Source organism: Novosphingopyxis baekryungensis DSM 16222 (assembly GCF_000420305.1).
Lineage (GTDB): Bacteria > Pseudomonadota > Alphaproteobacteria > Sphingomonadales > Sphingomonadaceae > Novosphingopyxis > Novosphingopyxis baekryungensis.
Genome location: NZ_ATUR01000007.1, coordinates 152,660 through 176,565, shown reverse-complemented (window position 1 = coordinate 176,565; position 23,906 = coordinate 152,660). Strand labels below are relative to the sequence as shown.

Annotated in this window: 20 protein-coding genes; 11 read left to right on the top strand and 9 right to left on the bottom strand. The window is 62.5% G+C overall.

Annotated elements, in window-relative coordinates:
- Positions 1-67 precede the first annotated feature (67 nt).
- The 6 genes from G410_RS0112670 (at position 68) to ahpF (ending at position 7,372) form a co-directional block, all read left to right on the top strand.
- The gene (locus G410_RS0112670; RefSeq protein WP_051137297.1) at positions 68-1,807 is read left to right on the top strand and encodes a PHA/PHB synthase family protein; all 1,740 of its coding nucleotides are present in this window, start codon (positions 68-70) and stop codon (positions 1,805-1,807) included.
- Between the two features lie 144 nt (positions 1,808-1,951).
- Complete coding sequence (locus tag G410_RS17795) at positions 1,952-2,710, top strand: phasin family protein (protein ID WP_022674036.1); 759 nt, start codon at positions 1,952-1,954, stop codon at positions 2,708-2,710.
- 245 nt (positions 2,711-2,955) lie between these two features.
- The gene (clpS, locus tag G410_RS0112660; RefSeq protein ID WP_022674035.1) at positions 2,956-3,282 is read left to right on the top strand and encodes an ATP-dependent Clp protease adapter ClpS; all 327 of its coding nucleotides are present in this window, start codon (positions 2,956-2,958) and stop codon (positions 3,280-3,282) included.
- 220 nt (positions 3,283-3,502) lie between these two features.
- On the top strand, positions 3,503-4,786 hold the full coding sequence (murA, locus tag G410_RS0112655) for a UDP-N-acetylglucosamine 1-carboxyvinyltransferase (RefSeq protein ID WP_022674034.1): 1,284 nt from the start codon (positions 3,503-3,505) through the stop codon (positions 4,784-4,786).
- Positions 4,787-5,092: 306 nt separating this feature from the next.
- Positions 5,093-5,656, top strand: a complete 564-nt coding sequence (ahpC, locus tag G410_RS0112650; RefSeq protein ID WP_022674033.1) for an alkyl hydroperoxide reductase subunit C — start codon at positions 5,093-5,095, stop codon at positions 5,654-5,656.
- A 129-nt stretch (positions 5,657-5,785) separates the two neighbouring features.
- Positions 5,786-7,372: an alkyl hydroperoxide reductase subunit F gene (gene ahpF, locus G410_RS0112645; protein WP_022674032.1), complete on the top strand. Its 1,587-nt coding sequence runs from the start codon at positions 5,786-5,788 to the stop codon at positions 7,370-7,372.
- Positions 7,373-7,389: 17 nt separating this feature from the next.
- Here the strand turns inward: ahpF and G410_RS0112640 are convergent, their stop codons facing one another.
- The 6 genes from G410_RS0112640 to G410_RS0112615 all read right to left on the bottom strand — a co-directional run bounded on the left by G410_RS0112640 (position 7,390) and on the right by G410_RS0112615 (position 13,230).
- On the bottom strand, positions 7,390-7,641 hold the full coding sequence (locus G410_RS0112640; RefSeq protein WP_022674031.1) for a ribbon-helix-helix domain-containing protein: 252 nt from the start codon (positions 7,639-7,641) through the stop codon (positions 7,390-7,392).
- Positions 7,642-7,662: 21 nt separating this feature from the next.
- Positions 7,663-8,385 carry an acetoacetyl-CoA reductase gene (gene phbB / locus G410_RS0112635; RefSeq protein ID WP_022674030.1) on the bottom strand — a complete coding sequence of 241 codons (723 nt, stop codon included), beginning with the start codon at positions 8,383-8,385 and terminating at the stop codon, positions 7,663-7,665.
- Positions 8,386-8,485: 100 nt separating this feature from the next.
- Entirely contained in the window at positions 8,486-9,484 is a 999-nt protein-coding gene (gene hemH / locus G410_RS0112630; protein ID WP_022674029.1) for a ferrochelatase, read from the bottom strand.
- A 63-nt stretch (positions 9,485-9,547) separates the two neighbouring features.
- Positions 9,548-11,854: a xanthine dehydrogenase family protein molybdopterin-binding subunit gene (locus G410_RS0112625; protein WP_022674028.1), complete on the bottom strand. Its 2,307-nt coding sequence runs from the start codon at positions 11,852-11,854 to the stop codon at positions 9,548-9,550.
- A complete protein-coding gene (locus tag G410_RS0112620) occupies positions 11,838-12,263 on the bottom strand; it encodes a CoA-binding protein (RefSeq protein ID WP_022674027.1) in 426 nt (141 codons plus the stop codon). Before G410_RS0112620 ends, G410_RS0112625 begins: the two co-directional genes overlap by 17 nt.
- Positions 12,253-13,230, bottom strand: coding sequence for an Mrp/NBP35 family ATP-binding protein (locus tag G410_RS0112615; RefSeq protein WP_028971422.1), 978 nt, complete (start codon positions 13,228-13,230; stop codon positions 12,253-12,255). Before G410_RS0112615 ends, G410_RS0112620 begins: the two co-directional genes overlap by 11 nt.
- A 72-nt stretch (positions 13,231-13,302) precedes the next feature.
- Here G410_RS0112615 and hflK point away from each other — a divergent pair, with 72 nt between their 5' ends.
- From hflK to G410_RS0112595, 4 genes are all read left to right on the top strand, one after another.
- Positions 13,303-14,391 carry a protease modulator HflK gene (gene hflK, locus G410_RS0112610; RefSeq protein ID WP_084489199.1) on the top strand — a complete coding sequence of 363 codons (1,089 nt, stop codon included), beginning with the start codon at positions 13,303-13,305 and terminating at the stop codon, positions 14,389-14,391.
- Complete coding sequence (gene hflC, locus G410_RS0112605) at positions 14,388-15,239, top strand: protease modulator HflC (protein ID WP_022674024.1); 852 nt, start codon at positions 14,388-14,390, stop codon at positions 15,237-15,239. The genes hflK and hflC overlap by 4 nt, the downstream gene beginning before the upstream one ends.
- 124 nt (positions 15,240-15,363) lie before the next feature.
- Entirely contained in the window at positions 15,364-16,911 is a 1,548-nt protein-coding gene (locus G410_RS0112600) for a Do family serine endopeptidase (protein ID WP_022674023.1), read from the top strand.
- A 109-nt stretch (positions 16,912-17,020) separates the two neighbouring features.
- Complete coding sequence (locus G410_RS0112595) at positions 17,021-18,625, top strand: helicase HerA-like domain-containing protein (protein ID WP_022674022.1); 1,605 nt, start codon at positions 17,021-17,023, stop codon at positions 18,623-18,625.
- A gap of 30 nt (positions 18,626-18,655) precedes the next feature.
- Here the strand turns inward: G410_RS0112595 and G410_RS16720 are convergent, their stop codons facing one another.
- From G410_RS16720 to queF, 3 genes are all read right to left on the bottom strand, one after another.
- Positions 18,656-21,373, bottom strand: coding sequence for a M1 family metallopeptidase (locus G410_RS16720; protein WP_022674021.1), 2,718 nt, complete (start codon positions 21,371-21,373; stop codon positions 18,656-18,658).
- 104 nt (positions 21,374-21,477) lie between these two features.
- The gene (locus tag G410_RS0112585) at positions 21,478-21,879 is read right to left on the bottom strand and encodes an acyl-CoA thioesterase (RefSeq protein ID WP_022674020.1); all 402 of its coding nucleotides are present in this window, start codon (positions 21,877-21,879) and stop codon (positions 21,478-21,480) included.
- A gap of 96 nt (positions 21,880-21,975) precedes the next feature.
- Positions 21,976-22,434: a preQ(1) synthase gene (gene queF / locus G410_RS0112580; protein WP_022674019.1), complete on the bottom strand. Its 459-nt coding sequence runs from the start codon at positions 22,432-22,434 to the stop codon at positions 21,976-21,978.
- Here queF and G410_RS0112575 point away from each other — a divergent pair.
- Positions 22,433-23,899: a hypothetical protein gene (locus G410_RS0112575; RefSeq protein ID WP_022674018.1), complete on the top strand. Its 1,467-nt coding sequence runs from the start codon at positions 22,433-22,435 to the stop codon at positions 23,897-23,899. The two genes, queF and G410_RS0112575, sit on opposite strands and share 2 nt — an antisense overlap.
- Positions 23,900-23,906: the final 7 nt, after the last annotated feature.

Sequence of the window (23,906 nt, the reverse complement as noted above, 5' to 3'; positions counted from 1 at the left end):
CACGCATCCAACGCTGGAACAGGCCGGCACCGATCTGGCGCAGGGCACGCAGAACCTGCTTGAACAGATGCAGCAATGGGGTTTCGTATCGCTGCGCGCCCAGCAGCTTCTGGCCGAATTCGCCGCTGAACAGATCGCCGACGGATCGCTGGCAGAGCGATCGGAAAGCATGATGCGCCGCTGGATGGACGGTGCCGACGCGCCCGCCAAATACCGCATCAACACGATCGATCCGATGCAGGCCATGCGCCAACAGGCGGACATGATGGCATCCAGCTTCGATTATTGGGGCAAGCTGATGACCGCCGGTTTCGACGGCTGGACGCAGCCCGCCGAGACGCAGGACAAACGCTTCCGGCACGAAGGCTGGGAAAATCACCCCGTCTTTGCCGCGATTGCGCAGGCCTATCATTTCACGGCCGAGCGCATGCTGGCCTGGGCCGACGATATCGATGGGCTGGACGCGGACGCAAAGTCCAAGCTGCGGTTCAACCTGTCCAACGCCCTCGATGCGGTATCGCCGACCAATTTCGCGCTGACCAATCCGCAGGTTCTGGAACGCGCCTATGAGACGCGCGGAGAAAGCCTGCTGAAGGGGCTGGAACACATGCTGAAAGATCTGCGCAAGGGGCAGCTTACGCATACGGACCCGGATGCGTTCGAGCTGGGCGTGAATATCGCGACGACGCCCGGCAAGGTCGTGAAGGAAACGCCGCTCTATCAGTTGATCCAGTATACGCCGAGCACGAAAAAGGTGCTGAAAACGCCGTTGATCGTCTTCCCCCCATGGATCAACCGCTTCTACATCCTCGACCTCAACGAAAAGAAGAGCTTCGTCAAATGGGCGGTGGATCAGGGGATCACCTTGTTCATGGTAAGCTGGAAATCGGCCGATGCCTCCATGGCCGATGTGGTGTGGGACGATTACGTCGCCGCGCAGATCGACGCGATCGACAGCGTGCGCGATGCGCTGGATGTCGAAAATGTCCACACCATCGGCTATTGTGTTGCCGGCACCACACTGGCCGCCACGCTGGCATTGCTGGCCGAGCGCGGCGAGGCCGACAAGGTTGCCTCCGCCACGTTCTTCACCGCTCAGGTCGATTTCGAAGAAGCCGGCGACCTGCTGCTGTTTACCGGCGACGAGCATATGGAATTGGTCGAGCAGCTCAGCGAACCGGGCTATCTGGACGGACGCTATATGGCCGCCACGTTCAACATGCTGCGCGGGCGCGACCTTATCTGGAACTATGTCGTCACCAATTATCTGCTGGGGGAGGACTATCCGGCGTTCGATCTGCTTCACTGGAACGGCGACACCACCAATCTGCCGCGCAAATGGCACCGGCAATATCTGAATGATCTGTACCGCGAGAACAAGCTGGCCAAGCCTGGTGCCATTCAGATCGACGGCACCCCGATCGACCTTAGCAAGATCAAGACGCCAGCCTATATACAGGCGGGCAAGGAAGATCATATCGCACCGCTATCCAGCGTCTGGAAACTGACCGAGCACCTTTCTGGCGATATCCGGTTCGTTCTGGCTGGATCGGGCCATATTGCCGGAGTCGTCAATCACCCCTCGGCCGAAAAATATCAATATTGGACCAATGAGGCGGATGTCGACAGCCTGGAGGCCTTCATCGAGGGCGCATCCGAGACCAAGGGCAGCTGGTGGCCGGACTGGATGGAATGGCTGCGCAGCCACAATGGCGAGGAAGTGGAGCCGAAGGGCGCGCGCAAGCCAGGCGGCGGCAAATTGAAAGCGCTGGAGGCTGCGCCAGGAAGTTACGTCAAACAGCGGTAACGCAACTGCAGCATAATATGATCGTTTTTGCGCCGAAACGACCGGTGGAAGCGCCAATTGGCTTTTGTGCAGTGCACAATAATGGGTTGACGATGGGGTGCCGATCCACTATGTTGCATAGCAGCAAAGAAGGAATGATCGACGATGACTGCTCGCAAGACAGCCACGAAATCAAAGCGCCCGGCCAGCGCCAGGACGCAACGTACATCGGCAAAGCGGTCGTCCGCCAAAGCCGCTGCCAGCCCAAAGGCCGAAGCCACGGAAGAGGCGCCCAAGCCTGCTTCTGCAAAGGTTGAACCGCCAAAGGCTGAACCCAAACCGGCTCCCGCCCCCGCAGCGGCGCCGGCACCTGAACCTGCCGCGGACGCGAAAACGCCCGAGGCAGAAACCCAAAAATCCGCTCCCAAGCCAGTTGCGCAGACAGCAGCCAAAGAGAGCGAGAAAATCAAACAAGGAATGAAGACTATGGCTAACACCACCGAAAAGATGACCGACCAGACCAGCAAGATGGTTGGCGACATGTCCGAGCGCGCCAAGGCCGCCACGCAGAAGACCAGCCAGATGATGACGCAGGCTGGCGAAATGAGCCGCGGTAACGTGGAAGCGTTCGTCGAAGCCGGCAAGATCGGTGCCGAGGGCTTTCAGGACATGAGCCGCGACAACATGGAATTCGCCAAGAAGAATTTTGAAGACGCTTCGGGTGCGATGAAGGACTTCACCTCGGTGAAATCCCCGACCGAGCTGTTCCAGCTGCAGGGTGAATTTGCCCGCAAGAACTTCGACGTGATGGTGGAGCAGGCGTCCAAGAACACAGAAAAGATGGTCAAGCTTTTTGGCGACATGTTCCAGCCGATCAGCAACCGCATGGCCGAAGCCAGCGATAAGATGAAGATCGACGCCTGAAGCCAACGCGCTTCGGACTAAACCGATAATGAGGCCGCTCCCGGTAAAGGGGGCGGCCTTTTTCATGCGCGTTGCCAATTGGCCTATCCGCCAAATCGTTCAGATGCCCAGATTGAGGCGTGGCAGTGGCCGCGCTTTATCCGATCTTTGAACAGCCGGGGCTTGCCCCGCCGCCCCAGCATGCCATATTTCAATCTGTCATGACTCAGCCAATTACGAACCCGTCTCGCCCCCTCCCGCCGCATATGGCGAAAGACGATGAGCAGGATCCCGATGGTCCCTCGGTCGGCATTGCCACGCGCACCCGGCCCAAGACCAAGCAGCCGAGCCAATATAAGGTGCTCATGCTGAATGACGATTACACGCCGATGGAATTTGTGGTTCATTGCCTGAAGCGCTTCTTCACCATGGATACGGACGATGCGACGCGCGTGATGCTGCATGTTCATCAGCGCGGAGTCGGCGTCTGCGGCATTTTCAGCTATGAAGTGGCCGAAACCAAGGTGAACCAGGTGATGGATTTTGCCCGGCAGAACCAGCACCCGCTGCAATGTACGCTGGAAAAGGCGTAAGGCGACGGCCTTCGTCGCCGTGAGCGTTGTCCGCAGGCTAATCCTGTCAGGACGGTAGCTTAGAAACGACCAAGCGGTGGTGTGTCGCGAAGCATTCCATGTGAAGACATGCCGATTGCGGATCTTGTCCGGGATGGCACCGCGATCGTCGCCAGCGTCAGCGTAAAAACTTAGCAATGGCCCGCCTTGCCTCCCGCCGCGCAATCGCTACACCATGGCTATGGATAGAATTATCATTCGTGGCGGCAACCGCCTGTCAGGCCGTATTCCCATCTCCGGTGCCAAGAATAGTGCGCTGACGCTGATCCCCTGCGCGCTGTTGACGGACGAACCGCTGACGCTGCGCAATCTGCCGCGTCTGGCCGATATCGACAGTTTTCAGCATCTGATGAACCAATTCGGCGTCTCGACGGCCATCGCCGGGTCTCGCCCGGAAGATTTCGGGCGGGTCATGACTCTGCAGGCAACGCGGATTACGTCGACCGTTGCACCTTATGATATCGTGCGCAAAATGCGGGCCTCGATCCTGGTGCTGGGCCCATTGCTGGCGCGCGCCGGCGAAGCCACCGTATCGCTTCCGGGTGGCTGCGCCATCGGCAACCGGCCGATCGATCTGCATCTGAAGGTGCTGGAAGCCATGGGCGCGGACATTGAGATTGCGGCCGGCTATGTCCGTGCCAGTGCGCCCGATGGTGGGCTGCCTGGCGGCACATACAGCTTCCCCGTCGTGTCCGTGGGGGCGACGGAAAATGCCCTGATGGCGGCCAGTCTGGCGCAGGGCACCACGATCCTGCGCAACGCTGCGCGCGAGCCCGAGATCATCGATCTGTGCAATCTGCTTGTGGAGATGGGCGCCGATATCGAGGGTATCGGCACATCCGACATCACCATTCACGGCGTGCCCCGTCTGCACGGCGCGACCTATGAGGTGATGCCGGATCGCATCGAGGCAGGGAGCTATGCCTGCGCTGCAGCCATCACCGGCGGCGATGTCGACCTGGTTGGTGCCCGCGCGAACGAAATGGACGCCACCTTGGAAGCGCTCATCGAAATGGGTCTGCATGTCGAGCCCTATAAAAAGGGCGTGAAAGTGGCCGCCAATGCGCCGCTGAAGGCGGTTCGTCTCAACACGGCGCCCTATCCCGGCCTTGCCACCGATATGCAGGCGCAGCTGATGGCGCTGCTATGCAAGGCAGACGGTAATAGCGTGCTGACCGAAACGATTTTCGAGAACCGTTATATGCACGTGCCAGAGCTTAACCGCATGGGCGCGCATATCGATGTCGACGGACATACGGCGGTGGTGCGCGGCGTGGACCGGCTTACCGGTGCGCCCGTCATGGCCACCGACCTGCGGGCGTCCATGAGCCTGGTTATTGCCGGGCTGGCAGCCGAGGGGCAGACCGAGCTCAACCGCATCTATCATCTCGACCGGGGCTATGAACGGCTCGAGGAAAAACTGCAGGCTGTGGGCGCCGATATCGAACGCGTCGGCGGCGACTGATCGCTTGCCGGCGCGGTACCCGCCGCGCCAGTTCTATTGCAACGCACAACGCATTCGGCCCTAACCGGCCGGCCGGTGACGGCTGTAGTCGGCAGACAAGCCTGCTGAACCACAGACCGACCACCGCCGCTCATATTTCCGCAGAATTGCGGAACAATGACGCCTGTCTCCCGTTTCTTCATCATTGGCTATTTATCGAAAAAAGCGATTGGCGCGTTCGATAAAAACGAGTTGGTAAATTTATCGGCGCACGCCATATAGTGCACTGCACACAAACTTCTCCCACCCATGACAGAGGAAATATCCATGTCCGTTCTGAACAAACAGATCCAACCTTTCACCGCCCAGGCTTACAAGCAGGGCGAGTTCCTGACCGTGACCGACGAGGACACCAAGGGCAAATGGGCCGTATTTTTCTTCTATCCCGCGGATTTCACCTTCGTGTGCCCCACGGAACTGGAAGATCTCGCTGATATCTATCCCATGCTCCAGAAGATGGACGTGGAAGTGTACAGCGTATCCACCGACACCCATTTCAGCCACAAGGCATGGCACGATAGCTCGCCGGCCATCGGCAAGATCGACTTCTACATGCTTGGCGATCAGAACCACGCCATTGCCCGGAATTTCGATTGCCTGCGCGAAGAGCAGGGCCTTGCCGATCGCGCGACGTTCGTGGTCGACCCCGACGGTGTGGTTCAGGTGATGGAAATGACCTGCGAGGGCGTTGGCCGCAACGCCACCGAGTTGCTGCGCAAGGTGAAGGCCGCGCAGTATATCCGCAACCACCCCGGTGAAGTTTGCCCGGCCAAGTGGGAAGAAGGCGAAGACACGCTGGCACCCTCGCTCGACCTTGTCGGCAAGATCTAAAGCCTACCTAATGCCATTGACAGGAGCCTGCCGCTTCGGCGGCGGGCTCCATTAGATTACAGGATCAGGAGGCCATATAACTGGCCCCGTCCGCTCTCTCCCCACCCCCGAACATTTCTGGAGACCGCAATGCTCGACGCCGGCATGCAGACGCAGCTCAAATCCTATCTTGAAAATGTGCGCGAGCCGATCGAGCTGGTGCCATCGCCAGACGACAGCCCAAAGTCGCGCGAGATGACGGAACTGCTCGGCGAGATAGCTGCGCTGTCCGACAAGGTTTCCGTGGCGCAAGCGGAGCAGGATGACCGCTCGCCGAGTTTCGCGATCCGGCGGAGCGGCACCGATATTTCGGTTCGTTTCGCTGGCCTGCCCATGGGCCATGAGTTTACATCGCTGGTGCTCGCCCTGCTCCATGTGGGCGGCCACAAGCCGAAAACGCCGGAAGATGTGCTGGATCAGGTCCGCGCGCTGGATGGCGACTATCATTTCGAGACCTATTTTTCGCTGAGTTGCCAGAACTGCCCCGATGTCGTGCAGGCCCTGAATCTCATGAGCGTGGTCAATCCGCGCATTCGCCACACCGCGATCGATGGCGGGGCATTCAAGGATGAGGTCGAGACGCGCAAGGTCATGGCCGTGCCGTCCATCTATCTGAACGGTGAACCATTCGGCCAGGGCCGGATGGAGCTGGAACAGATCCTGGCCAAGATCGATACAGGCTCCGAAAGCAAGGCGGCTGAAAAGCTCGCCAAGAAAGCGCCGTTCGACGTGCTGGTCGTTGGCGGCGGCCCCGCCGGCGCTGCAGCGGCCGTATATGCCGCGCGCAAAGGCATCAGCACCGGTGTGCTGGCCGAACGCTTTGGCGGACAGGTCCTCGATACCATGGGCATCGAGAATTTCACGTCGATCAAATATACCGAGGGTCCAAAACTCGGCGCCGAACTGGAGGAGCATGTCCGGCACAACGATGTCGACATCATGAACCTGCAGCGTGCCGAGGCCTTGATCCCCGCCACTGAAGAAGGTGGCCTACATGAAATTCGCCTGAAAAACGGTGCCTCGCTGAAGGCTAAAACGGTCATTCTTTCCACCGGTGCCCGTTGGCGACAGCTCGGCGTGACCGGAGAAGAGCAATATAAAAACAAGGGCGTAGCCTATTGTCCGCATTGCGACGGTCCTCTGTTCAAGGGCAAGCGCGTATCGGTGATCGGCGGCGGCAATAGCGGTGTAGAAGCCGCCATCGATCTTGCCGGGATCGTAAGCCATGTGACGCTGATCGAATATGATAGCCAGTTGCGTGCCGATGAGGTGCTGCAGCGCAAGCTGCGCAGCCTGAAGAATGTCGAAGTCATCACATCGGCCATGACGACAGAGGTACTGGGCGACGGCGAAAAGGTGACCGGCCTGGTCTACAAGGACCGAGACAGCGGCGATGATCGGCAGATCGATCTGGCTGGCATCTTCGTGCAGATCGGCCTCGTACCTAATACCGAATGGCTGCAAGGCACGATTGGCCTGACCAAGCATGGCGAAATCGAAGTCGATGCGCGTGGTGGGACCAGTATTCCTGGCGTGTTCGCGGGCGGCGATGCCACCACCACCCCGTTCAAGCAGATCGTGATAGCGATTGGCGAAGGCTCCAAGGCGGCGCTTAGCGCATTCGATTATCTCATCCGTCTCGCTCCGGCCGAAGAAGAACAGCGCGAGGCGGCCTGAACTCGGCAAGGGCCTTCTCAGGAAGTGCCCTCTTGGCATAGCCAGTGATCCGCCAGCCACAGGCGGATCGCTCCGGCCAAGCCGGGCGGATGGTTCGATTCCAGCCGCTCGGCATCGATTTTGGCGACCAGCTGGCTCATCGGTTCATGCGCCTCATCGGCGGCTTGGCGCAGCAGCGTCCAGAAAAGAGGCTCCAAGCTGATAGACGTCTGATGGCCCGCGATCGTCACCGATCTCTTGACCGGTGGATGATATCGATCGGGGCCCATCAGAATTGCAGCGCCCGGCGCTTAATACATGTGCTGCCCGCCGTTGATCGACATCGTCGATCCGGTCACGAAGCCGGCATCTTCAGAGCATAGAAAACGCACGCCGCGGGCGATCTCGTCGGCTTGGCCAAGACGGCCTACCGGAATTTTTGCTACGATCTTTTCCAGCACTTCCTCCGGCACGGCGGCGACCATATCGGTATCGATATAACCCGGTGCGATGGCGTTCACGGTAACGCCCGTGCGCGCACCTTCCTGCGCCAGCGCCTTGGTGAAACCATGGATGCCCGATTTGGCGGCGGCATAGTTCACCTGGCCATATTGACCGGCCTGACCGTTGATCGATCCGATATTGACGATCCGGCCCCAGCCGCGCTCGCGCATGCCGGGATAGATTGCCTTGGCCATGTTGAAGCAGCCGCCCAAATTGACGCGCATCACCTCATTCCAGTCGTCGAATGTCATTCTCTGCATGGTGCCGTCGCGCGTGATGCCGGCATTGTTCACCAGCACGTCGATCGGGCCAACGGACTCGGTGATTTCGGCGCAACCATCGATGCAGGCTTGATGATCGCCCACATCCCATTTGCGGGTTTCGATCCCGGTGCGATCGGTGAACTCTTTCGCCGCCTCGTCATTGCCGGCATACACCGCGACGACCGTCATCCCGGCGTCCTTCAACGCACAGCTGATGGCTTCCCCAATTCCGCGACTTCCTCCGGTAACCACTGCGATGCGTGCCATAAGCTTTCAACCTTTCCTCATCCTAGGTGGGCCGTGCATTCGGCCTCTCCCCGCCTTTAAAAGCAATAGCAGCCCGATAGTTGCCGACAAGGCTGCGATTTTAATCGATCCAGCCAGATAGCTCGCGGCTTGCCAGTTGCTGCAACATGTCCATGCCGGGCGCGCTGTCGTTCAGGCAGGGCAGATAGGCGAACCGTTCACCGCCACCGCTCTCGAACTGTTCCTTGCCGCGAATGGCGAGTTCCTCAAGCGTTTCCAGGCAATCGGAGGCAAAGCCGGGCGCAGCAATGGCCAGCTTCCTGATACCCTTGCCGGGCATGGCTTCCAGCATGGTGTCGGTTGCCGGCTCCAGCCATTTGGCGCGGCCGAAACGGGACTGAAAGGCGACATGAACCTCGCGGTCCATCGCTTCGCCCAGCAGCCGCGCAGTCTTGCGGCAATGGCAATGATAGGGATCGCCCAGCTCCAGGGTGCGCTGCGGCATGCCATGGAAGCTGAGCAGCAGGGCATCGGGGGTAAAGTCCAGCTGCCCCAATCCCTCTTCGATGCTGCTCTTCAAGGCGCCGATATAGGCGGCGTCATCATAATAAGGTGGCAGCGTGCGCAGCGCCGGTTGCCAGCGCATGGCAGCGAGCGTGCGATAGGCCTCATCCATCACCGTGGCCGTCGTCGCTCCGCAATATTGCGGATAGAGCGGTGCCACCAGAATGCGTTCGCAGCCATCCGCCTTCATTGCGCCGAGGACATCCGCGATCGATGGCGCGCCGTAACGCATCGCCCAGCGCACATCGACTTGCGCGCCGAACCGCCGCGACAGCTCTTCGGCCTGACATTTGGTGAAATGGGCCAGCGGCGATCCTTCCGGCATCCACACCTGGCTATAGGCCTCCGCCGATTTCTTGGGCCGCGTCTGCAGGATGATCCCGCGCAGGATCGGCTGCCACAGAAGCGGCGGGATCTCGACGACCCGTCTGTCGGACAGAAACTCGCCCAGATAGCGCTTAACCGCCTTGGGCTCTGCCGCCTCCGGCGTGCCGAGATTGACGAGCAGAAGGCCGATGCGGGGGGCGGCAATCGGAGGGTGATCGGTGGGTTTCACATCATATTCCAGAACTGAAGGGCCTGCCGGGGAGGCACGCCGGGACGTCGACGATGGAGTCGCCTACAACGCATCCGAAAGCAACGGCAGTTCGCGCAAGCGAATGCCGGACGCAGAGAAAAGGGCGCTGGCGATTGCAGGGGCCACAGCCGGCACACCGATCTCTCCCAGCCCACCAGGGTCCGCCTCGCTACGCACGAACTCGACTTGAATATCCGGCATGTCGGCGAGCGCTGGCACGTTCGCATCGCGCAGCCGCCGAACGGTGGCCAGGCCGCCCTCGAACCCCGTCGACACGCCAAGTGCCTGCGCCAGGCCCCAGACGATCCCGCCCTCGATCTGCTGACGCGCGATATCCGGATTGATCAGACGCCCGGCATCCACCACGGCGGAGATGCGGCTCACGCGTACGCCGCGATCGCCGGTGCGGGCATTGGCGATAATGGCAATATGCGATCCGCGCATGGCATGGCAGGCCAGTCCCTGCCCCTCACCCTGTGCGCCGCCGCTCCAGTTCGCCATGGCGGCAACGCCGGTGACGCACGCCGCCAGACGTGGTTGCCCGGTCAGCATCTGCATGCGGAAAGACAGGGGTTCGATGCCCGACGCCGTGGCCAGCTCGTCCAGAAAGCCCTCGATGAAAAAAGCGGTATAGCTGTGGGCGTTGCCGCGCCAGCGCCCCGTCGGAATGCCGATATCCGCCGGATAGTGATCCACCGAGAGATTGGGGATGGCATAAGGCGGCACGGCCCCTTCCACCGCCAGCACGTCCCGCTCGCCCGATACGGCGCGCGGCGCATCCTGCGATGATGCGGATTGCGTGAGGCGCTGCATCTGTTCGCGCATCGTGGCCGGCACGGCGATCTTCACCGACAGGCCGGCCAAGGAACCATCTTGCGCAATGGCGCCGACCATACGGGCCTTGGCCGCTGCCCGGTAATGATCCTGCAGACATTCCTCGGCACGCGACCAGACCAGCTGAACCGGACGGCTCATATGGCGGCTGATCAACGCCGCTTCCACGGCCACGGCAGGATCCAGCCCCCGGCCAAAGGCGCCGCCGGCCATCATGGGGTAAAGGGTCACGTCGGATGCGGCCATGTCGAGCGCTGCGGCCACGGCGTCCCGCGTCGCCGCCGGGGCCTGCGTGGCCGTCCAGATCTCCACCTTGCCGTTCTTGACGGATGCCGTGGCGTTGCGCGTCTCGATGCCCGCGTGCAGCGCCGGGGCGGCGCCGTAGCGCGCCTCGAATATGCGGGTGCCGGCGCTTTTGTCGAACGCTGCGCCGACCGCCCCACGCTTGGCGATGGACCAGCCCTGGCCGATCCGCAGCGCCTCCGACAGCGCATCATCGATGCTCTCGCTATCCGGCAGAATTCCAGTCGTCTCGAACGTCGGTGCCAACCGGTCCAGCGCGCGATTGGCGGCCCACCAGTTGGAGGCGACCGCGGCAACCCAGCGACTGGTCTTGACCACCGACACCAGCCCGACAATGCCCCGCCCCCCGGCGTCATTGACCTTGGTAAGGGTGCTGTCTCCGACGGGACCGTGGCGGATCGACGCGTACAGCATATCCGGCAAGCGCACATCGGCGGCGAACGTCGCGCTGCCATCCAGCTTGGCCGGTATGTCGAGACGCGGCATATCCTCACCCGACAGGGCATTGCGCGCTGACGGCAGGAGCGGGACCGGATCGGGCGGATCGATTGCGGCGGCGTCGTCCACCAGATCGCCGAAGCGCAGACGCTCGCGGCCATGGGTGACAAATCCATCGATCGCCTGACAGCTTTCCCAAGGCACGTCCAAGCGGGCGGCGGCGGCCTGGCACAGCAGCACGCGCGCCGTGGCGCCCGCCACCCGCGCAGGCCGCTCGAACATGCGCACGGAGCTGGACCCCGCCGTAACCATGAAGGTTCCTCGGGTGGCAAGCTCTTCCAGCGCTTCGCCAACAACCGGTTCGTCCTCCGCCTGTTCGGCACGCGCCGGCAGGACGGCAGGAGCCCATTCGCGCGCGAGCAGGCTGTTCGAGAAGAGCGGATTGATCGCCGCCGGCTGCACCGCCACCGTGCGCCAGTCGGCGCCAAGCTCACCGCACACGATCTGGGCCAGCTGCGTATAGACACCCTGGCCAAGTTCGGCTTGCGGCAGCGCAACCGTCACCTGGCCATCGCGCGCGATCTTCAACCAGGCATCGAACACGCGTTCATTATCCGTCGCGGCGAAACCCGGCCGATATTGCCGCGGCCAGAGCGTCCAGCCGACCACCAGGCCGCCCGCCGCCAGCCCGCCGATCAGCAGCGAACGGCGGCTGACGCCACGGGCGCTATTCTGCCCCGCGTCCGATCGCTGAGGGTCAGTCTTTCCGGACACCGAGGCGCGGAATCTCGATCTTGGGGCAACGGTCCATGACGACCGCGAGCCCGGCCTTTTCGGCACGGGCCGCCGCGGCTTCATTCACCACGCCCAGCTGCATCCATACCGCCTTGGCGCCCACCGAAATGGCGTCGTCCACGCTTTCGCCCGCATCCTCGCTGTTGCGAAAGATGTCCACCATGTCGATCGCGCCATCGATATCTGCCAGCGCGGCGACCACGGGCGCGCCATGGATCGTACTGCCGGCATGGCCCGGATTGACCGGAATGACCTCATATCCCTGATCCAGCAGATATTTCAGCACGCCGTTGCTCGCCCGCTGCGGCTTGGGCGACGCACCAACCATGGCGATGCGTGTCGTCTGCTCCAGCAGGGTCTTGATCTCGTCATCGCGTTCAAGCGGCATGGTCCGGGCTCCTGTCCATCCATTCAATCACCTTGTCCGCTATGGCAGCAAAGGACTTGCCTTGCACGCTGTCTCCGGCAGCAGGCGGCACCCCGGCATCGCTGGCCTTGCGGATGGCGATGTCGAGAGGGATGCGACCGAGAAAGGGCATGTCGAGCGCTCTGGCCGCCGCCTCGGCACCGCCGCTGCCAAATGGATCGCTGATCTCCCCGCAATGGGGGCAAAGATAGCCCGCCATATTCTCGACCAGCCCGATCACCGGCACCCCCGCTTTATCGAAAAAGGCGATCGCCCGGGCAGCGTCGATCAGCGACAGATCCTGCGGCGTGGACACGATGACCGCAGCCGCCGGTTTGTGGCTCTGCACCATGGAAAGCTGGATATCCCCTGTGCCGGGCGGCAGATCCACCACCAGCTCTCGCGCGCCATCCCATTGCGCATCGATCAACTGATGCAGCGCCTTGCCCGCCATCGGACCACGCCATGCCACCGCCTGCCCGGCATCGACCAGCTGGCCCATGGAGAGAAATGGTACCCCGTGATCGCTCATCACCGGCACCAGTTTCCGGTCCTGCGATTCCGGCTTCACATTCTCCCGGCCCAGCAGCGTCGGCACCGATGGACCGTAAATATCCGCATCGACCAGCCCGACGGACCGGCCACGCCGTGCCATCGCGACTGCAAGATTGGCCGATAAGGTCGATTTGCCGACACCGCCCTTGCCGCTGCCCACCGCGATCAGCCGCGGCTTCGTGCGGTCCGCCGTCATCGCCACGCGAACGGTGCGTTGTCCTGCATGGGGTTCCAGCGACGACCTGACGGTTTTTTCGATATCGGTGCGCATGGCCTCATTGAGTCCGGCGACGTCGATCGTCACCGTCAGCGCCGCATCGTCGGCGCGCACCAGCTGCGCGCGGCCACCGGTTGCGGCTTGCAACGCCGCCTTCATTTCCTCAGCTGTCGACATGCGGCGGGACATAGGGGCCTTATTCACGCTTGGCACTGTTTTTCTGCTGCACGCCTTCCTATACCATGGGTCATGAGTGAAATTTCCAGCGCGTCCGGTTCCGGCACGATGATGAACGATCAAGGCCCTTGGGGCGGCCCTAGAAAGGGAGGTGGCGACGGCGGCAATGGCGGCGGTCCCCGAAACCCATGGACACCGCCGCCGCAGGGCTCTGGCGGTGGTGGTGGCCCGCGAAAATCGCGCGGCCCTTCACTGGAAGACATTTTCCGCAATCGCGGCAAATTCAACATGCCCGGTGGATCGGGAAACAAGTCCGTCTGGCTGCTGGCCGCCGTTGCCCTGGTGGCGTTGTGGATGGCTTTTTCGAGCGTCCACGTTCTGGGGGCCGAAGAAGAAGGCGTGGTGACGCGGCTTGGCGCCTATAATCGCACCGTCGGCCCGGGCTTCCATTTCACGCTGCCGGCACCGCTGGAAAAGCTGCAGAAGGTCGATACCCAGGCGATCCGCACCACCCAGATCGGCTCCACCGGCGCAAGCCAGGAAAATCTGATCCTGACCAGCGACCAGAACATCATCGACATGGCCTATGAAGTGCGCTGGTCCGTGCGCGACCCGCAGCGCTTCCTGTTCCAGCTGGAAGATCCGGAACAGACCGTCGCTGAAGTCGGCGAGAGCGCCATGCGCGCCGCCGTGGCAAATTTCGAACTGATCTCCGCCATCGGCCCTGGCCGTGGTGAAATCGAGGCACAGGTGCGCGAGCGCATGCAGCAAATTCTCGACAGCTACCGTTCCGGCATCGATGTGCAGGCCATCTCCATCCTGCAGTCCGATCCGCCGGCCGAAGTGAATGAGGCGTTCAAGGAAGTGAACGCCGCCAAGCAGGAACGCGAGTCGGCCATCAACAACAGCCGCGCCTTCTCGCAGCGCGTGATCGAGCGCGCGCTGGGCGACACCGCCCGGTTCGACAAGGTCTATGCCGAATACAGGCTTGCGCCCGAAGTGACCCGCCGCCGTATCTATTATGAAACCATGGAAGGCGTGCTGGGCGGTGTCGACAAGACCATCATCGAGTCCGGTAGCAATGTGACGCCCTATCTGCCGCTTCCCGAACTGAAGCGCCGCGCCGAACAGCCGGTGGCAACCGTGGAGGGCACGCCATGATCCGCAAATTCTGGGCCAACCCGCTGGCCATCGCGCTGGTTATTCTTGCTGTCTTGCTGTTCATCATGATGACCGTGTCGATTGTGCCGGAGACGAAGCAAGCGATCATCACGGCCTATGGTAAGCCGGACCGGATCGTGAACCCCTATCGTGCGGACGAGGATTTCGGTGCCACGCCAGGCAATCTGGTGGCCCGCATCCCGTTCATCGAACAGATCCAGTTCATCGACAAGCGCATTCGCCGGGTCGAAATGGCCCGTCAGGAAGTGCTGTCGACCGATCAGCTGCGCCTGCAGGTGGACGCCTATGCCCGTTTCCGCATCACCGATCCGCTGCGCATGTACACCACCATCCGTACGGAAGATGCGCTAGGGGATCAGCTTCGCACGATTCTGGGTTCCTCCCTGCGCAACGAGCTGGGCAAGCGCGCCTTCGCTACCTTGCTGAGCCCCGAGCGCGGCCAGGTGATGGAGAATATCCAGACGGCGCTGAATATCGAAGCCAACAAATATGGCGCACAGGTGATCGATGTGCGGATCAAGCGGGCCGATCTTCCCGAAGGCACGCCGCTGCAATCCGCTTATGAGCGGATGCGTACCGCCCGCCAGCAGGAAGCCGTCGCGATCCGTGCCGAGGGCGAAAAGCAGGCGCAGATCATCCGGGCCGATGCCGAAGCGCAAGCCGCGCGGACCTATGCCGAAAGCTTTGGCAAGGACCCGTCCTTTTATGATTTCTATCGCTCGATGGAATCTTATTCCCGCACGTTTGAGCAGGGTAAGGGCGATACCAACATCGTGATTTCGCCGGACAACGAATATCTTCGCAACTTCCGCAATCCGGGCCGCTGATCCCGGCGTGAGCGGTGGATATTCAATCCATGTTCAGCGTTGAGGGTGCATCAGTTCCCCCTTCATCGGGGGCGTCCGACCCAAGTTTTTTGACGAGGATCACATTTTGAGAGGACATACCAACGTGCGCTATGCCTATGCTTTTACCGCAGCGCTTCTTCTCGGCGGCAGCTCCGTCGCCCTGGTGAACGGAACGCCCGTCACCGCCCAAACCGCGCAGAATGAAGATCATGTCATGCGCGCGCTTGCCCCCGGCGGCGCGCCGATGAGCTTTGCCGATCTGGCCCAGCAGTTGCAGCCTGCCGTGGTCAACATTTCCACGAAGCAGACCGTGAAGGTGGAAAGCAATCCCATGGCCGGTCTGTTCGGTCAGTTTTTCGGGCAGCGCGGCGCACAGCAAGGCCAACCGCGCACGCAGGAAGCGCAGTCTCTGGGTTCCGGCTTTATCATTTCAGCCGACGGCTACATCGTCACCAACAACCATGTGGTGGCGCCCGGAAATGAAAATGCGACTGTGGACTCGATCACGGTGATTATGCCTGATCGCACCGAATATGACGCAACCCTGGTTGGCCGCGATTCCGATTCCGACATCGCCGTGCTGAAGATCAACGCCAAGGGTGCTTTGCCTTTCGTAAAGCTTGGCGATTCGACCAAGGCGCGCGTGGGTGACTGGGTCGTCGCCATCGGCAACCCGCTCGGTCTCGGCGGCACGGTAACCAGCGGCATCGTTTCGGCGCTCTATCGCAATGTGGGTCAGGGCGGGGTCGATACCGGCGGCGCCTATGACCGTTTCATCCAGACCGATGCGGCCATCAATCAGGGCAATAGCGGTGGCCCGCTGTTCAACCTGAACGGAGAGGTCATCGGTATCAACCGCGCCATCCTCTCACCCACCGGCGGCAGCGTGGGCCTGGGATTTGCGACACCGTCCGAAGTCGCCGCGCCGATCATCAACGCGCTGAAGAGCGGCGAGAAGATCGAGCGTGGCTATCTGGGCATCCAGTTCCAGCCGCTTTCGGAAGATCTCGCTGCATCCATCGCCGGCGTGCCTGACAAGAACAGCGGCGCTTTCGTGCAGAGCGTGGTGCCCGGCGCAGCGGCGGCCAAGGCGGGCATCCAGCCGGGTGATGTCATCACCAAAATCAACGGTCAGGCTATCAACCTCGATAACACTCTGGCCTATGTCGTCGCGAACATCCCCGTCGGACAGACCGTTCCGGTGGAAGTGGTTCGCAACGGCCAGCGCAAGCGGTTGAACGTCAACATCTCCCAGCGTCCATCGGACGAAGAGCTGGCGAGCCTCGCTGGCGATGATGGGGGCGATTTCTCCGAGCAGGACGACAGCATGGCCGAGCAGGCGGCGCAGGCCGATCTTGGCATTGCGACGGTCGAACTGACGCCGACCATCCGGCGCCAGTTGCGGTTGAACGCGGATGTGCAGGGCGTCGTCGTCAATGCGGTCGATCCCAATAGTGATGCAGCCCGCAAGGGTATTTCGCGCGGCGCAGTGATCCTGATGGTTGGCGGCGCGGCCGTCCCCAATGTTCAGGCGTTCGAACGAGCGATCGACGTGGCGCAGCGTTCCGGCAAGGAAGCCGTGCTGCTGCGCGTACAGCCGCTGGGCGGCCGTCCACCCCTGTTCGTGCCGGTTCGCATCCAGGACGAGTAGTTTTCCGGATCAGCATTTTTCAAGGCCCCGGTCGCTTGACGCTTCCGGGGCCTTTTCTTGTGCAAAGCGATCTGCCACCCAAAGCCATCGAACTTTCGGGAGATGTAGGATGGTAGCGGACAGCGGCGAAGCGATCTTCATTGGTCAGGCGAAGCCCGGCGGCGAGCCGCAGACGCTCAACCTGCGCCGGGCCAATCGCCATGGCCTGATCGCAGGCGCAACCGGCACCGGAAAGACGATCACGCTGCAAGGTTTGGCAGAAAGCTTCTCCCGGCAGGGGGTGCCCGTTTTCCTGGCCGATGTGAAAGGCGATCTGGCGGGCATGGCCATGGCCGGCTCGCCGGATGGCAAATTGCACGAACCGTTCACCAGCCGCACGCGGGACATCGGCTATGATGACTATGCCTATGCCGACAATCCGGTCGTTTTCTGGGATCTGTTCGGCGAGCAGGGCCATCCCGTACGCACCACCATTTCCGAAATGGGGCCGCTGCTGCTCAGCCGCCTGCTGCAGCTCAACGATACGCAGGCCGGCGTTCTGGAGATTGCCTTTCGCGCGGCGGATGACGAGGGGCTGCTGTTGCTCAATCTGGCCGATCTGCAATCGTTGCTGCTTTGGGCCAGTGCCAACCGCAAGGAACTGTCTGGCCGATATGGCAATGTTTCCACCGCCAGCGTGGGCGCCATCCAGCGCGCACTGCTGCAGCTGGAAGCGCAGGGCGGCGCGCGGTTTTTCGGGGAACCGGCGCTGGAGATTGCCGATCTGATGCAGATCGACGCGCAAGGCCGCGGGCAGGTCAATATTCTGTCCGCCGACCGGCTGATGCAAAGCCCGCAGCTCTACTCCACCTTCCTTCTCTGGCTGTTGTCCGAACTGTTCGAAGCGTTGCCGGAAGTGGGCGATCCGGACAAACCGAAGCTCGTTTTCTTCTTCGACGAGGCTCACCTGCTGTTCGATGACGCACCCAAGGTTCTGCTGGACAAGGTGGAGCTGGTGGTTCGCCTGATCCGCTCCAAGGGTGTCGGCGTCTATTTCGTCACGCAGAACCCGGTGGACATACCGCACAGCGTGGCCGGGCAGCTGGGCAACCGTATCCAGCATGCGCTGCGCGCCTTTACACCGCGCGACAAGAAAGCCATCCGCGCGGCGGCGGAAACCTTTCGGGAAAATCCTGAGCTGGATGTCGAAACGGCCATTTCCGAGCTCAAGGTTGGCGAGGCGCTGGTGTCCACCCTCATGGCCGATGGTGCGCCCTCCATTGTCGAGCGAACCTTGATCAAGCCGCCGCGCTCGCGCGCTGGGCCTCTAACCGCCAAAGAGCGCGCCATCATTCGCTCGATCTCCCCGTTCGGCGAGAAATATGATAAAGAGGTCGACCGCGAATCCTGCGCCGAAGTGCTGGCGGCAAAAGCGCAGGATGCCGCGGAGACGGCAGACGCCGTCGCGCGCCAGGGCTTGGACGATGTCCGCAAGCAGCCCCGGCGGACCAGCTCGATCTGGGAAAAGGCCGGCAAGGCGGCCATCGGCGCCGCGGCATCGTCCGCTGGCGGCATGCTCGGGCGAAAATTGGCGGGAAAGACGAGCCGCGCCTCCCCCGGCAAGAGCGCGGCCAGTGCCGCCGCCGGCTCGGTCGGCACCGAATTGGAGAAGCTTGTCGGTATTCCCGGACTGGGCCGCTTTGCGCGCGGGCTGCTCGGCGGGTTGATGCGCTAAAAGCGCCCGCGTCGCAGCCCGCCGCCAGGGTCAGCCAGCGTTGGCCATGATCCACTGACGCGCCTGATCCATGATCCGCTGGCGTCGTTCCAGCCGGGACTGGATGATCGCAATCGTCTGGTCGACCGGCTTGCGTGCTTCTTCACCCAGATTGGCCTTGGCGTAGGCTTCCAGCTTTTCGATCGTCGCCGGATCGTCGGACCCTGCCGCCAATCGCGCGACATAGCGCGACTGTGCGCTGTTATCGACGATCCGGTCGATGTCCGCAGGATGGGCCAGCGCAAAGTCCAGCGCCAGCTCCGGATTGTTGCGCGATACGGAGGAAATGATCGCGGCGCCGATCGTGGCCCCGGGCTCATTGGTAATCGCGAGGTCCAGGGCGCGTGCCGCAAGAACCGGATCCTTCGTTCCGCCAAGCGCGCCGTAGAGCGCAGAGCGTTCGGTAAACCCGCCTGCCTTGCGCGCGAGGCCCTGCAGCGTCTGCCAGTCCGCCGCATCCGCATCCCGCGCGATGAGACCAAGCCATGTCGTCTTGAGCGGCCCGTCGAGCGCCTTCGGGTTCTTGGCCAGCGCCGCGAGCAGGCGTGTGCGTTCCGCCGTCACAGACTTCAGGTCGGTCGACCCCAGGACCGATATCAGCGCGGGACGCAGCAACGTGTCGGCGGCAGCTTCCCCGTCCCGCACCGACAAGCCGAGGCGGCCCAGGACCGGTGCGTAGCGTTGCTGGATTATGCGCCCGACCTGCGCCTGCACAGCCGGTTCGTCATCGAACAGGTCATACAGCCCACTCCAGACACCCAGACCTTCACCCAGCACCTTGGGATTGGCATTGGCGGGAATGGCGGCCACCAGATCGAGCGCAGGGCCCATCGGCTGATAGCCCGTATAGGCCAGCGCCATATTGTCGTTCAGCAGCCCATATTGATCGATCGGGGCCAGGCCGGCAAAGTTTTCGGCCAGCGCAGCGAGCTGCGGCGCGGCGTAGAGCGTGCGATAATAGCCCGCCTGTCCGGCGTTGACGAGCACGGGGCCACAGCCGGGCACGGTCATGGACGTCGTCGCACCCTGCGTCACGGCGTCCACTGTCTGCCCACCGATGGTGGCGGCCAGCACCGGCACGTTCCAGCTTTGCGGCTTGGCCAGCACGGCATCCCGGCGATCGGCGGAAAACTCGCCTTGTCGCAGCGTGATGGCGGTGTTGCCTGCCTTGCACTGCGCCGAGGCGACCTGGATCAATGGCACACCCGGCTGCAAGGTGAACTGGTGGGCGATCTGCGTCAGATCGGTTGCGCCCGCCGCCTCGACGGCATTCCACAGATCGTCCGTCCGCGTATTCTGATATTGATGCGCTTTCACATAATCCTGCACGCCCTTGCGCCAGACATCCGCGCCGGCATAGGATTCCAGCATCGCGATGACCGACTCGCCCTTGGAATAGGTGATCGCATCGAACGCCTGATTGGTCTGCTCGACCGTCCGGATCGTCTGCACGATCGGGTGGGTGGAGGCATAGCTGTCCAGGCCCATGGCGGCTTCCCGCGCGCCCACACGGTCGATATCCGCGCCCCATTCCGGGTGCAATGTGGCCGTCGTCTTGTTCTCCATCCAGCTGGCGAACCCTTCGTTCAGCCAGAGATCGTCCCACCAGGCCATGGTGACGAGATCGCCGAACCACTGATGCGCCATTTCATGCGCGGCGACCGAGAAGATGCGCTGGCGATCGCCCTCGGAACTGATGCTCGGATCGTTCAGCAGGATGCGCTCGAAGGTGAAGATCGCGCCCCAGTTTTCCATCGCGCCGAAGAACTGGGACTGCCCCGGTCCGGCAATATTGTCGAGCTTCGGCAATGGATAGGGCGTGCCGAAATAGTCGTTGAAGAAGGGCAGGATGGCCGATGCGCTGTCGAGCGCATATTGCCCCTGATCGGTCTTTCCCTTGCTCATGACGATGCCGACATCGGTCCCGGCCACCTGCCGGTTGATCCGTTCAAAATCGCCCAGGCCGAAGAACAGCAGATAGCTCGACATGATCGGCGAACTGCCAAAGGTGACGCGGCGCAAGCCATTGCCGACATCTTCGCTCGTTTTCACCGGCATGTTGCTGAGCGCCATCTGGTCCGCCGGAACGGTGGCGGACAGATCGAATACGGCCTTGTAATCCGGCTCGTCCCAGCTCGGTACAAACCGGCGCGCATCGGGCGCTTCGAACTGGGTGAACAGCCCGCGGCGCTCGGTCCCGTCCGGGTCCTGATAGTCCAGCGCGAACAGTCCGTTCGCCTGCGTGCCGATTTTTCCGGTGTAGACGATGTCGAGCAGATAGGCGCCCTTGGGCATGCGCTCGCCAAAATCGAAGCTCGCAGTCTGCGCATCGGCGTTCAGGGCGACCTTGGCCGTGCGCCATTTACCGTCCGGACCGTACAGCGTCACGCTGTCCATCGCGAGATCCGCCGCGTTGAGCACGAGGGTGTCGGTAGGCTTCACGATATCGAGCGCGATCCGCACCGATCCGCCGAAGGTCAGGGCCTGCGCATTGGGCACGATATCGATGGTATAGCGATGCGGCACGGCCGTGCGCGGAAGCTGCGTGGGCAGGCTGGGGTCGACCATGTCCTGCTGCGGTGCAGGCTTGGCATCGGCCGCCATGCCCTGAGCAGTCTGCGCCGCCGCTGGCACGGACGCGCCCGTTGCAACGAAGGCGAGCGTGGACGCGGCGGCAAGAAGCCGACCGAACGAAAGGGATATGGTCATGGTACGGAGAGCTCCGGGCTAGGCGTTGTCCGCGCAGACTATGCCCGCCCCCAGGCTCCATCAAGCGATTTGGCGGTCGCCGCTATCGCCTTCGTCGAAAAGAATCAGTCTTGTGTCGAAGGAAAGAAATATTCCGCCACATCCTTGGCGATCCGGGTGGGCCGCAGGGTTTCGGCATCGAGGCAGCACCAGCTGGATTTCACCTCTGCCAGCACCTCTTCACCGCGCGTGATCACGGTGTCGTAAAAGGCCCGGGCGCCCTGCACTTTCTGCAGGATCACCTCGGCGAACACTTCATCGTTCAGGAACGCAGGCTTGCGGTAGGTAATCTCATGTTTCAGCGCGACCCAGAGATGTTCGGCCACCGCCTGGCTTGGCGCGATCTTCTGCCAGTGCGCAACGACCGCATCCTGCACCCAGCTCAAATAATTGGCATTGTTCACATGGCCCATGAAGTCGATGTCTTCAGGCGTGATGGCGATGGCGTGGCTATGGCTGACGGTCATAATATTAACAATAATGTCAGTGGCAGATGAAGGGAAGATGAAAGCACGCTATTTATTATTGCGCCCGCCCGAACATTGGGTCGTTATCGGCGGAGTTCAGCCACGGCCGCGATAGGGTGCGACGCCGGTCTCCGGCACCCATAAACCCTCCGGCGCGACGCCGCTTTGCCAGAACACATCGATCGGGATGCCACCGCGCGGATACCAATATCCGCCGATACGCAGCCATTTGGGCGCCATCTCTTCAAACAGACGCACGCCGATGCCGACCGTGCAATCCTCATGAAAAGCGCAGTGATTGCGGAAGCTGCCAAGGAACAGCTTGAGCGATTTGGACTCCACGATCGTCTCACCGGGCGCATAATCGATCACCAGATGCGCAAAATCGGGCTGGCTGGTCACCGGGCACAGGGACGTGAATTCCGGCGCCGTAAATCGGACGCAGTATAGTTGCCCGGCGCGCGGATTGGGTACATAATCCAGTTGCGCCTCATCCGGCGAAGCGGGTAGCGGGCTGTCCTGCCCCAGGAATCGGGGTGTTGATTGTTCGGCCATGACGGCCGCTATTAAGGCGAGCATTGCCATCTGTCATTCCCGAAAACATGTCCGGCGCGGGCCTGGGGCCATTCTGCCGCTGGCGCTGATCCTGTATCCGCTCACGCCCGTGGCAGCGCAGCAGGCGCCGGACCCGTCGATCCAGTTCCGGCTCGATCCGGTGCCGACCCCGGCGCCCACCCCGGGCCCGGTGATCGCGCCACTGCCCTTGCCCACGCCATCTTCCCGGCCCGCCCCCGTGACGGTGCCGACCGGCGTCGAAAGACCCGCCCCTGCGCCCAAAGCGGCCCCGACGCCCGCTGCGCGCACCACAGCGGCGCCCCGCCCCACGACAGCCGCGCGCCCTGCGCCGGAACAGCGGGCACCCGAACCGCAGACGCGCGAAGCGGAAAGCACCGATATCCCCGTAGCGGCGGGCGAGCCCGGCAATGTGGACGCCGCGCCGGAAGCCGTCGCCACCCCGGCACCGGCAACCGCGCCGCTGCCTGCTCCCGAAGCGGCAGAAGTCAATCCGCCCGAGGCGGCCCGCGGCAATAATGCTCTCTGGCTGTGGATATTGGGGCTGCTGATTGCGGCGGCTGGTGTGGCTTTATGGCGGTTCCGGCGCAGGCAGCCTGTGCACAGCACGACATCCTTGAACGTGCCGAGCGCCGATACCCCGCCCGAAACGCCACCCGTGAAACGCGATCCGTCGCCCGTCAGCCAGCCTGCCACCGCCGACACCACGGCCCCGGCCAGCCAGGCGGATAAAAAACCGCTGCCATGTGGCATGGTCACCACCAGCAGCAAGGCCGTCGCCGGCGCGCCTGCGGCAAACAGTCCGGCTGCCAAACCGCCGGGCACGGTGCGGGCCTTTTCCGGCCTTACCGGTTCGCCGCCCCCACCCACACCCACGCCGCAATCGCCGCCGCCCAACGCTACACCGTCCCTCGCCAGTGCAGGCTTCGTGACCACAAGGATGGCACGCCCGGCTGCCGGTGGCCGCGCGCAGATCGAGATGGCGCTGGAAATTCTGGGTGCCGAGCAAAGCGAGGACCAGTTCATCCTCGCCTACCGGCTCTGGCTGACCAACAGTGGCGACGGCCCGAGTAGCGGCGGCACGCTGAAGCTCAACATCCTGCCGGGCGGTCAGGATACGCAGGCGCAGGTAGATCGTTTTTTCCAGGGCCTCTCGGCCGGCCAGACCGTGGAACTGCCCTCCATGGCCGCCACCAGCCGCACCCCCGTGGAGGGGGAAATGCGCGTCATGCTCGATCCCGGCATCATCTTCCGCATGAACGATCGACAGGTCATCATCCCGCTGGTGGCCGCCGATTTGCACTATGCCTGGCAGGATGGTGAGGATCGCACGCAGGCCAGCTTCGTCATCGGCCGCCGCGGCGCTGCCGGGCAGGAAAGGCTCGGCCCGATCCCGGTCGATCGCGGACCGCGTCATTTGACCGGCATCGCCTCCAAGCCTGTCTGACCGGACG

Excerpts from the sequence above, each read along its gene's own strand:
- G410_RS0112670 (WP_051137297.1), top strand. The coding sequence starts at position 68 with ATGCAGCAATGGGGTTTCGTATCGCTGCGCGCCCAGCAGCTTCTGGCC.
- G410_RS17795 (WP_022674036.1), top strand. The coding sequence starts at position 1,952 with ATGACTGCTCGCAAGACAGCCACGAAATCAAAGCGCCCGGCCAGCGCC.
- clpS (WP_022674035.1), top strand. The coding sequence starts at position 2,956 with ATGGCGAAAGACGATGAGCAGGATCCCGATGGTCCCTCGGTCGGCATT.
- murA (WP_022674034.1), top strand. The coding sequence starts at position 3,503 with ATGGATAGAATTATCATTCGTGGCGGCAACCGCCTGTCAGGCCGTATT.
- ahpC (WP_022674033.1), top strand. The coding sequence starts at position 5,093 with ATGTCCGTTCTGAACAAACAGATCCAACCTTTCACCGCCCAGGCTTAC.
- ahpF (WP_022674032.1), top strand. The coding sequence starts at position 5,786 with ATGCTCGACGCCGGCATGCAGACGCAGCTCAAATCCTATCTTGAAAAT.
- G410_RS0112640 (WP_022674031.1), bottom strand. The coding sequence starts at position 7,641 with ATGGGCCCCGATCGATATCATCCACCGGTCAAGAGATCGGTGACGATC.
- phbB (WP_022674030.1), bottom strand. The coding sequence starts at position 8,385 with ATGGCACGCATCGCAGTGGTTACCGGAGGAAGTCGCGGAATTGGGGAA.
- G410_RS0112620 (WP_022674027.1), bottom strand. The coding sequence starts at position 12,263 with ATGCCGCTTGAACGCGATGACGAGATCAAGACCCTGCTGGAGCAGACG.
- G410_RS0112615 (WP_028971422.1), bottom strand. The coding sequence starts at position 13,230 with ATGTCGACAGCTGAGGAAATGAAGGCGGCGTTGCAAGCCGCAACCGGT.
- hflK (WP_084489199.1), top strand. The coding sequence starts at position 13,303 with ATGAGTGAAATTTCCAGCGCGTCCGGTTCCGGCACGATGATGAACGAT.
- hflC (WP_022674024.1), top strand. The coding sequence starts at position 14,388 with ATGATCCGCAAATTCTGGGCCAACCCGCTGGCCATCGCGCTGGTTATT.
- G410_RS0112595 (WP_022674022.1), top strand. The coding sequence starts at position 17,021 with ATGGTAGCGGACAGCGGCGAAGCGATCTTCATTGGTCAGGCGAAGCCC.
- G410_RS16720 (WP_022674021.1), bottom strand. The coding sequence starts at position 21,373 with ATGACCATATCCCTTTCGTTCGGTCGGCTTCTTGCCGCCGCGTCCACG.
- G410_RS0112585 (WP_022674020.1), bottom strand. The coding sequence starts at position 21,879 with ATGACCGTCAGCCATAGCCACGCCATCGCCATCACGCCTGAAGACATC.
- G410_RS0112575 (WP_022674018.1), top strand. The coding sequence starts at position 22,433 with ATGACGGCCGCTATTAAGGCGAGCATTGCCATCTGTCATTCCCGAAAA.
- queF (WP_022674019.1), bottom strand. The coding sequence starts at position 22,434 with ATGGCCGAACAATCAACACCCCGATTCCTGGGGCAGGACAGCCCGCTA.